Genomic DNA, 12,744 nt, shown 5'->3' on the forward strand with positions numbered 1-12,744 from the left:
AGGAGTTGGCATGCAACAAGTTCAAGTTTGTATTGTTGGTGGTGGATGTGTTGGTTTAACGCTGGCGCTGGGGCTTGCGCAGCAAAATATCTCGGTATTAGTGCTAGACAGTGGTGAAAAGCCAACACCATTGGCACAAGAATACAGTGCACGCGTGAGCGCAATAAGCGCTGCAAGTCAGGCTTTATTTGAGCGCTTAGGCGTGTGGCCAGATATTAAAGTGCAGCGGGCCGCAGCATACACATATATGGATGTACGCGATAAAGACAGCTTTGGTAAAATTGCCTTTGATAATGTCTCGTTAGACTTACCTGAGCTTGGTCACATCATTGAAAACGACGCCATTCGCTATGCGTTGTTAACAGCACTCGAAGCACAGCAATCGGCCAAGCTGATGTGGAATACAAAATACCAAAGCTTGCATCAAACAGATACTGATGTGCTGTTAACCTTAGCTACTGGTGAACCTGTGATGGCCAAGTTGGTGGTGGCGGCTGACGGTGCACGTTCGGCTATTCGCCAGCAGTTTAATATGCCAATCACGTATTGGGATTATGATCACCATGCGCTGGTTGCAACGATAAAAACAGCAGCGCCACATGATGCAACGGCAAGGCAAGTGTTCCTCCCTGATGGACCGCTGGCCTTTTTGCCGCTTGATGACCCATATACTCATTCAATTGTATGGTCTACCGCACCGGATAAAGCAAAGCAGCTACAAGCTATGCCAGTCGAGGCGTTTAATAAAGCATTAAGTGCTGCAATTGATATGCAGTGTGGAGTGTGTGAATTGATTAGCGAAAGACATGTTTTTCCATTGACCATGCGTTATGCAAAACAATGGGTGCAAGGGCGCATCGTTTTAATGGGCGATGCGGCACATACTATTCACCCGCTTGCAGGTCTTGGCATGAATTTAGGGCTAAAAGACGCTGCGTATCTGATCACGCTATTATCAGCACCGCAAGAGCAATTTGCCAGCACACGGATACTGCGCCAATATGAGCGCAGCAGAAAAGCAGATGCTCAAAAGCATATTGCCATGATGCAAGGGCTGAAAGAACTTTTTGAAGGCAATCACCCGTTGAAAAAGCTAGTACGCGGTGTGGGCCTGAGCTTGGTCGACAACCTCGGCCCAATCAAACACCTGTTCGCTAAAGAAGCGATAGGCGGCAAATAAAAAGATCGCCGCGTAAAGCGGCTCCCACAAAGGTTTTATGTTGTTGGTGGGGGCGGGTTTACCCCGCGATATTTTAACCTAACCTCAATGCAATAAACTCAGCGAGTTTATCAACAGCGTGGGCGGATTCTTGGGTGTTTTTGACTAGGCTGATACCGATTTGGCCGAGTTCGGGTAATATTTGAGTTTGGGTCTGATAAGGCAGCTCTGCTGGCACGGTGCTTTTGGCCAGCACAGTGATCCCGAGTCCCTCTTTTAAAGCGGCGGTAAGGCCGGTTAAGTCGGCGTTGCTGTATACAATCCGATATTGTAATCCAGCTTGCTGTAGCGCTTCGATAGCGCGGCGGCGATAAATACAGCCCTCTGGCGCGGTGACTAAAGTGACCACCGAATGCTGCGCAAGCGATAAATCGCCAACCCAGACCAGCTGGTCTTGCATAAACACCGGGTACTTGGACGAACTCAGCTCTTCATTAAGCGCTAGCACCAAATCAAACTGATCTTGTCTCACAACAGAAAGTAAGTGTTTACTCAGCCTTGATTTAACTTCTAATGCAACGTCAGGATATAAAGAAACGAAATCACCAATAATAGAAGGTAAGATCCGTGCTGCAAATTCGCTGGGAATACCTAAACGTACTCGGCCCGTAACACTTTCAGAGGTAAATTGCTGAATAATTGCATCGTTTTGCTGCAGCATTTGTTTGGCTAGGGGCAAAAGTAGCTCACCATATTGATTCAACACCTGCCTTTGCCCCTGCTTTTTAAACAGCTTGCAACCTAGCATGTCTTCTAAGCGTTTGATTTGCAAGCTAACAGCAGGCTGAGATAAGCCAAGCAACTCACCTGCCTTGGCAAATCCACCGACATCAACCACAGTGACTAGCGTTCTTAATCCATCAATTGATAAGTTTTTCATATAAGGAAATGCAATTTATAAAACCCAAGTACATTAATATTATTTATCAATTGATAAGTAAATACAATTTGTTGTTGAGTTTGCGCATCCTTATACTTTTGCTCATCGAAATTTCACTAAGGTAGTGCCATGAGCGTCACGCCAATTATCTTTGCAAAGCACCGTCAGGGCAGTGTTCCGGCGCAAAACCATTACATGCCAACTGATGCTGTTGTTGTACTCGATTTCAGCGGCTTTGAGACCACGCCTTTCTTAAGCCAAATTCTTGCACTTAACTTGAATAAGTTAATGGCACCAGGCTTGGGTTTTCAAGGCAAACTAGACAGTGGCGAAAATTTCGCCGTGTACTATTTTAGTGAAACAGCTTACCGTTTTGTTGTAAGTGAAAGCGCAGCCGCTGAGCTGGCAACACTGATTGATAGCCATGCCGACGAGTTTGATATTGAACTGGTACGCCGTCATGATTTAGTTGCTGCCACCATAAGCGGTGAGCTTGCGTTTGAGCGTTTAGTCAGTGACTTTACGTTAACGCCAGGCCTTAGGATCTCAGATAAAAATGCCTGCTATGGCAAGCAAAGTGGTGAAGTATTTATTACGACCTTGCTGGTGGACGAACAGCAACAGTATCAGTTGATTGCGCAAGCTGCAGTATTAGATAAGTGGCAAACGACGCTCACTGACGCTGGTTTTAAACTCGTTTCATAAATTCCGTGCAGTTATCGCAAGCGCGATAACAATAACCCCCTCAGCGCCAACTGATGGCGGCTGAGTAAAAAAGTGAAGGATAAGTATGACTTCTAAAACAGTACTACACGCGAAGCACCTAGAAGCTGGCGCGAAAATGGTAGACTTCCACGGTTGGGAAATGCCAATCAATTATGGCTCACAAATTGAAGAGCACCACGCGGTGCGTCAAGATGCGGGCATGTTTGACGTTTCACACATGACGATTGTTGATATCGAAGGTGTAGACGCAAAGGCATTTTTACAAAAGCTAGTTGCAAACGATGTAGCTAAGCTTACTGTGGCTGGTAAGGCGCTATACACAGGTATGCTAAACGAGCAGGGCGGTGTAATTGACGACCTTATCATTTACTTCTTCACTGAAACACAATATCGCCTAGTAGTTAACTCTGCAACACGCGAAAAAGATCTCGCACATATCGGTGCGGTAGCGGCAGATTTTGAAGTGACAGTCACTGAGCGTCCTGAGTACGCGATGATTGCGGTACAAGGTCCAAACGCAAAAGCAAAAACAGCAACTATCCTAGACGAACAACAACAAGCGGCTGTTGAAGGCATGAAGCCATTCTTTGGTGTGCAAGCTGGCGACCTATTTATCGCAACAACTGGCTACACTGGTGAAGAGGGTTATGAGATCGTAGTGCACAACGATGGTGCGGCGGACTTATGGCAAAAATTATTAGACGCAGGTGTGCGTCCAGCTGGCCTAGGTGCACGTGATACGCTACGTTTAGAAGCGGGCATGAACCTTTACGGCTCAGACATGGACGAGACGGTGTCTCCACTTGCAGCGAACATGGCATGGACAATTGCATGGGAGCCAGAGGAGCGTGACTTTATCGGTCGTGCAGCTATCACTAAACAGCGTGCAGAGCAAAGCACCGATAAGCTGGTAGGTTTAGTCCTAGAAAGCAAAGGCGTATTACGTGGTGGTTCTAAAGTTATCGTAGAAGGTGGCGAAGGTGTTATCACTTCTGGTACATTCTCACCAACTTTAGGCTTCAGTGTAGCGCTTGCGCGTGTACCTCGTTCAATTGGCGAGACTGCACAAGTTGAAATGCGTAAGAAGCTAGTTGATGTTAAAGTAGTTAAGCCAAGCTTCGTTCGTAACGGCAAGTCAATTATCTAGTTTTTATAGATAATAAATAGAATAACATTGATGTCGCTCACGGGGTGACATCGCAACCGACCAAAGGAACAAAAAAATGAGCAACATTCCTAGCGAGTTAAAGTACGCTACTTCACACGAGTGGGTTCGCGCTGAAGGTGACGGCATATACACTGTTGGTATCACTGAGCACGCACAAGAGCTTCTAGGCGACATGGTATTCGTTGAATTACCAGATGTAGATGATGAAGTTGACGCGGGTGAAGACTGCGCGGTAGCTGAGTCTGTAAAAGCAGCGTCAGATATCTATGCACCAATCGGCGGCACTATCGTTGCAATCAACGAAGAGCTAGAAGATGCGCCTGAAACTGTAAACAACGATGCTTACGGTGACGGTTGGTTGTTCAAAATTAAAGCGTCTGATGAGTCTGAGCTAGATAACCTACTAGACGCTGAAGGCTACGCAAATTCAATCGACGAAGACTAATTTGTTGATAGTAATAAAAGCCCCTTTTTAGGGGCTTTTATTGTTGCTTTTTGGGCAAGGGTGCTTGCTCAAGGTATGACGAGATCATGCCAATGTTTTTAGAATACTGCCGTTACCAAGGTATCTCATTTAGATAAAAACAGTATTCACCTTTTTCATTTGGATCATAGGAACCTGGACTAATGTCAAACGCCAAATCTCTTGAACAGTTAGAGCAAAAGCAAGATTTTATCCGCCGCCATATCGGGCCAAGCCCAGCACAGGTGAGCGAGATGCTAAGCGCTCTTGGAGTATCTAGTGTTGAAGAGCTGATCGGTCAAACTGTACCTGCTTCAATTCGTTTAGAAGAGGGCTTACAGATCGGTGAAAGCCGCACAGAAGTGGAAACCCTAAGTTACCTGAAATCAGTAGCAAGCAAAAACAAGGTTTTCAAATCTTATATCGGTCAAGGCTACCACCCAACGCACGTACCTCACGTTATCCTACGTAACGTACTTGAGAATCCGGGTTGGTACACGGCTTACACCCCTTATCAGCCAGAGATTGCGCAAGGTCGCTTGGAATCACTACTTAACTTCCAAACGCTGACTATGGACATTACCGGCCTAGACTTAGCCAGTGCATCACTACTTGACGAATCCACCGCAGCGGCAGAAGTAATGGCGCTTGCAAAACGTGTATCTAAAGCGAAAAAAGCAAACATCTTCTTTATTGCAGACGACGTACACGTACAAACTATCGACGTGGTATCTACACGTGCTGAACAGTTTGGTTTTGAAGTAGTAGTAGGCCCTGCTAGCGACGCTGCTAACCACGAGATTTTTGGTGCGCTATTCCAGTATCCAACAACATCAGGTGAAGTGGTTGACGTTACTGACCTAATCACACAAGTACAAGACAAAAAAGCGATTGCCTGTGTTGCCGCAGACATCATGAGCTTAATGCTACTTAAAGCACCAGGAAAACTAGGTGCAGACGTCGTCCTTGGTTCAGCACAGCGTTTTGGTGTACCTATGGGTTACGGCGGTCCACACGCTGCGTTCTTTGCTACGCGTGATGCTTACAAGCGTTCACTACCTGGCCGTATTATTGGTGTGTCTAAAGACCGTTTAGGTAACGACGCGCTACGTATGGCGATGCAAACTCGTGAACAGCACATCCGCCGTGAAAAAGCCAACTCAAACATTTGTACTGCACAGGTGCTACTTGCGAACATGGCTGCGTTTTACGCGGTTTACCATGGTCCTCAAGGTCTTAAGATCATCGCTGAGCGCATTAATCGCCTTGCAAGCATTCTTGCCACGGGTCTTAAAGCAAAAGGCGTATCACTTAAGCACGATACGTGGTTTGATACCATTACCGTTAAAGCGGACGACGCTGACAAGCAAGCGGTTGTGGCGCGTGCGGTAGCAAAAGGTGTAAACTTTGCCCTTAACCACAACGGCGAATACTCAATTGCAGTAAACGAAACCACTACGCGTGCAGACGTAGCTGAGCTATTCGACATCATTTTAGGTGATGACCACGGCCTAAATGTAGAGGCGCTAGACGCACAAGTATCAGGCGAGAACATCACAGGTATTCCTGCAAGCCTAGTACGCGACGACGAAATTTTAACGCACGCGAACTTTAACAGCTATCACAGCGAAACTGAGATGCTGCGTTATATCAAGCGTCTTGAAAACAAAGATTTAGCACTAAACCACTCAATGATCTCATTGGGTTCATGTACCATGAAGCTAAACGCAACTGCTGAAATGATCCCAGTGACTTGGCCTGAGTTTGCAGAGCTACACCCGTTCTGCCCAATCGACCAAGCACAAGGTTACAAGATCATGATGACTGAGCTGCACGACTGGCTTGTGAACATCACAGGTTACGACGCAGTATCACTACAGCCAAACTCAGGTGCACAAGGTGAATACGCAGGTCTTATCGCGATCCGTAAGTACCATGAGTCTCGCGGTGAAGGTCACCGTAACATCTGTTTGATCCCAAGTTCAGCGCACGGCACAAACCCAGCGTCTGCACAAATGGCAAGCATGAAAGTGGTTGTGGTTGACTGTGATAAAAACGGTAACATCGATATGGAAGACCTACGCGCGAAAGCCGCAGACGTAGCTGAAAACCTATCGTGCATCATGGTCACTTACCCGTCTACACACGGTGTGTACGAAGAATCTATCCGTGAAGTATGCGACATCGTGCACCAGCACGGCGGCCAAGTATACATGGACGGCGCAAACATGAACGCGCAGGTTGGGGTAACTAGCCCAGGTTCAATCGGTTCTGACGTATCACACTTAAACCTACACAAAACATTCTGTATTCCACACGGTGGCGGTGGTCCAGGTGTTGGTCCTATCGGTGTTAAATCGCACCTAGCGCCATTTATGCCTAACCACAGCGTGATCAACGTAGAAGGCACAAACGTAGGTAACGGCGCGGTTTCTGCGGCACCTTACGGCTCTGCTGCTATTCTACCTATCTCGTGGGCATACATCGCGATGATGGGCAGCGAAGGCCTAAAACAAGCCACTGAAATGGCAATCGTAAACGCTAACTACCTAACGGCTAAGTTGAGCGAGCACTTCCCAATTCTATACCGTGGCCGTAACGACCGCGTTGCTCACGAATGTATTGTTGACCTTCGCCCACTGAAAGAAGCAACTGGCATTACCGAAATGGACGTTGCTAAGCGTCTACAAGACTACGGCTTCCACTCACCAACAATGTCGTTCCCAGTTGCGGGCACACTTATGGTTGAGCCAACGGAATCGGAGTCTAAAGTAGAAATCGACCGCTTTATCGAAGCCATGGTTTCTATTAAAGGTGAAATCGACAAGATTGCATCAGGCGAGTGGTCTATCGAAGACAACCCATTAGTATTTGCACCACACACGCAAGCAGACGTACTAAGCAACGACTGGAACCGCGCATACGACCGTTTTTACGCTGCATTCCCTGTACCAAGCGTAGCAAAAGACAAATTCTGGCCAACGGTAACCCGTATCGACGACGTATACGGCGACCGTAACCTAATCTGCTCTTGCCCAGCGGTTGATACTTACCGCGATGCGTAAGGGTTTGTAGGTCGCGCTTTAGCGCGACTTAGCAAAGATTGAAAAGCCGCACTTTGCAAAAAGGGCGGCTTTTTTGTGGATGTGAATTTGGTGAAGACTTGTGTTTGGCTATTTTCTTGGTTTGTGGGAGCTGCTTCACGCCGCGATCTCTTATAACGAAACCACGACTTCTCTGCAAATCTCTACGTAGGTCGCCATTTATGGCGACAAATGATGTACCTCTTTGGTTTGCCTTGCCGGCGAAGCGACATGAGGTAAAGTTGAAGGCTGGATTCAAAAACAATTCGCGACATAAAGTCGCTGCTACGAACCGTTTGTAGCCTTTAATGGCAACCATCAAAAGATCACGGCGTGAAGCCGCTTATATGGACTCCTCCAATTGTACAAGCCACTTTTAGCATTATTAGTGTGATTGCGTGCTTATATCCGGGCTCTTGATGAGGTGCTACCTCGGCCTCTTTGATGTATTCGCGCCCTTGTGCCTTCTCTCCCACGCGGTATTTGTATACACCTGCGGTTTAACAGGCTCTCAAGGGTGGGTCTCACCGCTTAATGCTCTATCTTGGCTTGTTCAATACTGGGGTAATCTCAGTATGCTTTCTGCTTTCTTTTTCTGTTTATCTTGATTTGTTCTTTTGTTACTCAGTGCTACACCGCTAAGATTTTTGGCTCGTATGTTGAGCCGTTTTTAAGTAAGGCATAGGCAGTTCTAACCGTTTTGTTGGCCAATGCAATGGCAACACATTTCACGCTTTTCTTGGCGAGTAGGTTTTTTATCCAGCGTTCTTTCTCTGTGGTCGCTTCTTTATGTTTTAGCCTGCTGACTACCGTTCTTGCACCGAGAAACAGGTTTTTCCTTAATGTATTGCCTCGTCTTTTGGGGATATGACCTATCTTGGCTTTTCCGCCTGATGAGTGCTGGGTCGGTGTAACACCTGCACATGCCGCCGCTCCTCTGGCATCACTAAATTGTGAAGTATTGCCTAAAAATGATAACAGCTCTATCGCGGTAATTGGGCCAACGCCTTCTAATGCCATTAAACGCTGGCAACTGTCATTTTGCTTGGTTATCGCTTCAACTTGTTTATGTAGTTGTGCTTTAGCGGCACATTGTGTTTTATATAGCTCGTAACTCACCGCGAGTGCTTGTTTTAATGCGATAGGTAGCGCATTTTCAGCATCTTCTAAAATATCTGGAACCGCTTGTGTTAACGCTGCATCGCCTTGATTAATGACAATACCAAACTCTAATAGCAAGCCACGTATTTGATTTGAAAGCTGGGTCTTTTGTTTATCTACTAAGGTTCTCGCTTGGTTCAATGACTGCAACGTTTGCTCTTCAACCGTCATGATTTTACAGGGCTTCACGTTGTATGCTTGGCTTGCACTGGCAATAGCGAGGACATCATTTGCATCAGTTTTTGGCCTTGCCTAAACGCTTTAACAAATTTAGGGGGAAGCAACATGACATCATGCCCCAGCGACAGCGCTTTGCGAGCAATATGCTGGGCGCTACCGCAAGCTTCCATCACGACCTTTGAACCCTCGGCTTTTGCTAGCAACTCAAGCATAGGTTCGCGTTTCATTGGCTTATTAAACTTGAGTTTATTGCCTTTCAGCTGTGCTACTTGGAAAATGTTTTTTGCCAAGTCGATAGCGATTAAATTAGACTGTGTCATGTATGGACTCCTTATTTGGTAAAAGTGTTTTGCAATATCTTTATACCGTACTCTCCCGTTAAGGGGGAGGAGTCCATACATCTCCCACCCGATCATCTTAAGCTCGGAATAGAGTTGCGTAGTGCTTTTGCCGCCATTGCTGACAGTCAGGCCTTGTTGCGTGCATTTACCGCCTTAATGGACGGTAATAGGCAGGTCGTTTACTACTAACGATTGGCCATTTTGCTGAGCTCGAAGAAAACTGGATACCAAAACATCGTTGGATAGGGGGCTGATGTCGTTAACGGTTTCGACCATGCAAAATGTAATGGACTCCCAACCTAAATCTTTAATAAAGGCCTCAAGTTTATTGATGTTATCTTCATAGTTTTCGTCTGTGGTTAGCAGGCCGATGGAGTGTTTGTTACCGGGTTTGTATTTCCCTTGCTGAGAGATGGCACATTTGGCGTAACCGCTCAGTACATAAACTGTATTTGTGCTTTTGTTCATATTGGTGACACGCTTAAGTTTAATTCTGATTTTGATTTCAGATGCATTTTTTAAACCAAGCTTGTAAATATTGCTCTGCTGTTTGGTTATGTATTGAAAATATTGCTCTGCTGTTTGGTTATGTATTGAAAATATTGAGAAAAATCATTGGTGATTTGTCTTAGGTGTTGATCCCATAAAAGGCGTCAATTTTTTGTGAGATGGAATGATAGGGATTGCGCTTGAATTGTGTTTGTATCTAAAGCTACGCTGAAAACGAAGGGAACTGAGGCATTATTTTTCGCCATAAATGGCGACCTACGGGGTAAAAAACGGCTCAGCAAAGCTAAAAAGACTAACTCTTGTAACTTAGGCTGTGCTGAAATCAAAGGGAGCTGAGGCATTATTTTTCGCCATAAATGGCGACCTACGGGGGGCGTAAGGTTGCACTGCGAAATGCTGGCTTTGCTTTCTTTGTTTTGACAAGTTGCCTTAAACTATCTCGTTAACCTTGTTGCTGGTACGATGAGTTGTTACTCTCGAGTTCAATAAACAAAATTAAAGGCAACATCATGCAGGAATTTTTAGAAAAGTTTGCAATCACCACCAAAGTGAATGTGGTATGGGGAGAAATGGATGCGTTGGGGCATGTGAATAACGTGTCGTATTTTCGCTATTTTGAAACCGCGCGAATCGATTTTTTGACTCAAACGGGCTTACTTTCTGTATTATCAGAACCCACCCATAGTCCGATTTTACGTGATACGTACGCGCAATATAAACGACCAGTTACTTTTCCCGATACCTTGCATATTGGTTCATATATCACCGATATCAAAGAAGACCGTTTTACCATGCGCTATGAGGCGTTTAGTGAATCGCAACAAGCAGTATGCACAACGGGGTATGCGAATGTGGTGATGTTTAATATGAAGACAGGGAAAAAATCGCCAATTCCAGAGAGCATGCTGGCGATATTGAAGCAATATGAGATGGACGAAAATCAATAGAAACTCGGAATTTAGGCGTTGCTGTTTTAAAGTAGTCGCGGCGTAAAGCCGCTGCTACGACAATATGAGATGGACGATAATCAATAGAAACTCGGAGTTTAGGTGTCGCGTTGCTGTTTTAAAGTTGTCGCGGCATAAAGCCGCTGTTACGACAATATGAGATGGACGATAATCAATAGAAGCGCGGAGTTTGGGTGTTTCGTTGCGTCGCTGTTTTAGAGTTGTCGCGGCGTAAAGCCGCTGCTACGACAATGTGAGATGGACGATAATCAATAGAAGCTCGGAGTTTGGGTGTTTCGTTGCGTTGCTGTTTTAAAGTTGTCGCGACATAAAGTCGCTGCTACGGCAATACCGTAATGCGAGATTGCGCTATGATTTTGATATCAAAAGGTGAATTAAGTTTTCTATGCCAACATTAACGGCGAAACAAAACATTAAAGCGATTGTTTTGACGATTAAAGCGGAAGAGCAGTCGCTTCGATCGCGTTATCCTATTTTAAACTGGCAAAACAGCATTGCTATGGTGATTTTGCTGTTGTCGTTAAGTACGCTAATTGGTGTTGCCTCGCTTTATTATTTTGCCGTTATTCCCTCGTGGCTGTGCATTCTGTTGGCCGCTTTTATTACCTCTATTTCTCATGAACTTGAGCACGATTTGATCCACAAGCAGTATTTTAGTGACCGTCCATTTGTATATCATTTTATGATGTTGACGGTGTGGCTAATGCGGCCAAATACGGTGAATCCTTGGTATCGAAGGCAAATTCATTTACATCATCATAAAGTGTCTGGTACTGAACAAGACTTAGAAGAGCGCTTGGTGGGTAATGGTATCCAATCTCCTTGGTTGCGAGCTGTGGTGGTTACAGATGGATTGCTAGGTTTATTATTTAATGCCAAGCGGTTTAGTCGAGAAATCAAGGGTTTTAAGTTTTTGCAGGTCTTTAATGCTGGCTTTCCGCTTGCCACGGCTTATTTTGTGACTTTATATGGTGTGATTGCTTATTACATGCTGCAATTTGTTCAGCCATTTGAACTACCCAAATGGGGAGCTGAATTACTAGCGCTTGCTGAGTTCTTTATGGTGGTGCTGATTGTGCCTAATATGATCCGCTCAGCGTCTTTAAATCTTGTCACATCTTCAATGCATTATTATGGTGGCGTGAATAACGTGTTAGAGCAGACTCATGTGATCACCAGCCGCTGGTTTTTGCCGTTTCAGTTATTTTGTTTTGATTTTGGCCGTACACACACTATCCATCACTTTGTACCAAATCAACCGTTTTATATTCGGCAATTGATAAGTAAAAAAGTACGCCCAGTTATGGCTCAGCACGGAGTACGTTTTGATGACTTACAAAGCCTAAAAAATGCAAATCACTACCCGGTCAAAGAGCGGGTTAGTTAAAAATAAAAAGATGTTCACAGCAAAAACTTATCCAACTGTTAGGCGGTTATTGATATCGCGACTGGTGAGTATTTGAGAGGCATCAAATCCTGTTGAGCGTTTTGCCATGCGGTCATATAACAATACATTGACTGTTGCCGCTAAGTTCATGCAGCCTGTGGTTGGTACATACACTACGGCGTCTGCGGTATCCACGATTTCTTGTGGAAGACTGCCATCTTCAGGGCCAAAAATGTATAACGCATTGTCGGGGTGAGCAAACTGTGGCAGTGGGGTTGCGCCCTCTACCAGCTCAACGCAGACAAGTGCACGGCCTGCTACTTTTAAACTGATGAAATCATCAACTTGTTTGATGGGAATGTTGTCGGCAACGTTTTTTGTATCCGTATGATACTTTGCAGCCCTGGCGTAACGATTGCCGCTAAAGTAGATGGCTTGCGCATCATAACAACCTGCGGCCCGTAATACGCCACCCACGTTGGTTGGTGATTTAGGGTTTACTAATCCGATTGCTACAAATGACTCGCTCATACTTTTTAATTCTCACTATACCGGCAGTAGCGCCAGCAAAAATTCGACGAGCGATTATATCATGCGCTTGATTTTGTGCCAGTTGGTATTGTTGGTGTTGTCGGGCTAAAGCTCGACCTACGTTTTT

The 12,744-nt window shown here is 45.4% G+C and carries 12 protein-coding genes; 7 read left to right on the forward strand and 5 right to left on the reverse strand.

Translation table 11 applies throughout. The features are described 5' to 3' along the window. Positions 1 to 10: 10 nt before the first annotated feature. Positions 11 to 1,180 carry an FAD-dependent monooxygenase gene (locus PPIS_RS00325; protein ID WP_010370529.1) on the forward strand — a complete coding sequence of 390 codons (1,170 nt, stop codon included), beginning with the start codon at positions 11 to 13 and terminating at the stop codon, positions 1,178 to 1,180. A gap of 73 nt (positions 1,181 to 1,253) precedes the next feature. Here PPIS_RS00325 and PPIS_RS00330 read toward each other — a convergent pair whose 3' ends face one another. After that, complete coding sequence (locus PPIS_RS00330; RefSeq protein ID WP_010370532.1) at positions 1,254 to 2,099, reverse strand: LysR family transcriptional regulator; 846 nt, start codon at positions 2,097 to 2,099, stop codon at positions 1,254 to 1,256. A gap of 129 nt (positions 2,100 to 2,228) precedes the next feature. Here PPIS_RS00330 and PPIS_RS00335 point away from each other — a divergent pair, with 129 nt between their 5' ends. The 4 genes from PPIS_RS00335 (at position 2,229) to gcvP (ending at position 7,521) form a co-directional block, all read left to right on the forward strand. Then, a complete protein-coding gene (locus PPIS_RS00335) occupies positions 2,229 to 2,804 on the forward strand; it encodes a hypothetical protein (RefSeq protein WP_010370535.1) in 576 nt (191 codons plus the stop codon). An 85-nt stretch (positions 2,805 to 2,889) separates the two neighbouring features. After that, positions 2,890 to 3,972, forward strand: coding sequence for a glycine cleavage system aminomethyltransferase GcvT (gcvT, locus tag PPIS_RS00340; RefSeq protein ID WP_010370538.1), 1,083 nt, complete (start codon positions 2,890 to 2,892; stop codon positions 3,970 to 3,972). A gap of 76 nt (positions 3,973 to 4,048) precedes the next feature. Further along, positions 4,049 to 4,438 (forward strand): glycine cleavage system protein GcvH, encoded by a 390-nt coding sequence (gcvH, locus tag PPIS_RS00345; RefSeq protein ID WP_010370541.1) that lies wholly within the window; start codon positions 4,049 to 4,051, stop codon positions 4,436 to 4,438. Positions 4,439 to 4,620: 182 nt separating this feature from the next. Next, a complete protein-coding gene (gcvP, locus tag PPIS_RS00350; RefSeq protein WP_010370544.1) occupies positions 4,621 to 7,521 on the forward strand; it encodes an aminomethyl-transferring glycine dehydrogenase in 2,901 nt (966 codons plus the stop codon). Positions 7,522 to 8,169: 648 nt separating this feature from the next. Here the strand turns inward: gcvP and PPIS_RS00360 are convergent. The 3 genes from PPIS_RS00360 to PPIS_RS00370 all read right to left on the reverse strand — a co-directional run bounded on the left by PPIS_RS00360 (position 8,170) and on the right by PPIS_RS00370 (position 9,689). After that, a complete protein-coding gene (locus tag PPIS_RS00360; RefSeq protein ID WP_010370547.1) occupies positions 8,170 to 8,889 on the reverse strand; it encodes an IS110 family RNA-guided transposase in 720 nt (239 codons plus the stop codon). After that, positions 8,886 to 9,200, reverse strand: coding sequence for an IS110 family transposase (locus tag PPIS_RS00365; protein ID WP_010370549.1), 315 nt, complete (start codon positions 9,198 to 9,200; stop codon positions 8,886 to 8,888). The genes PPIS_RS00360 and PPIS_RS00365 overlap by 4 nt, the downstream gene beginning before the upstream one ends. Before the next feature lie 174 nt (positions 9,201 to 9,374). Next, positions 9,375 to 9,689 (reverse strand): hypothetical protein, encoded by a 315-nt coding sequence (locus tag PPIS_RS00370; protein WP_010370552.1) that lies wholly within the window; start codon positions 9,687 to 9,689, stop codon positions 9,375 to 9,377. Positions 9,690 to 10,240: 551 nt separating this feature from the next. Here PPIS_RS00370 and PPIS_RS00380 point away from each other — a divergent pair. Both PPIS_RS00380 and PPIS_RS00385 read left to right on the forward strand, forming a co-directional pair. After that, complete coding sequence (locus PPIS_RS00380; RefSeq protein ID WP_010370554.1) at positions 10,241 to 10,678, forward strand: acyl-CoA thioesterase; 438 nt, start codon at positions 10,241 to 10,243, stop codon at positions 10,676 to 10,678. 406 nt (positions 10,679 to 11,084) lie between these two features. Then, positions 11,085 to 12,086, forward strand: a complete 1,002-nt coding sequence (locus PPIS_RS00385) for a fatty acid desaturase (protein WP_010370557.1) — start codon at positions 11,085 to 11,087, stop codon at positions 12,084 to 12,086. A 27-nt stretch (positions 12,087 to 12,113) separates the two neighbouring features. On the opposite strand, the gene PPIS_RS00390 is transcribed toward PPIS_RS00385, so the two are convergent. Beyond that, entirely contained in the window at positions 12,114 to 12,617 is a 504-nt protein-coding gene (locus tag PPIS_RS00390) for an RNA methyltransferase (protein WP_010370559.1), read from the reverse strand. Positions 12,618 to 12,744 lie beyond the last annotated feature (127 nt).

Origin of the sequence: Pseudoalteromonas piscicida (assembly GCF_000238315.3) — a bacterium.
Taxonomy (GTDB): domain Bacteria; phylum Pseudomonadota; class Gammaproteobacteria; order Enterobacterales; family Alteromonadaceae; genus Pseudoalteromonas; species Pseudoalteromonas piscicida.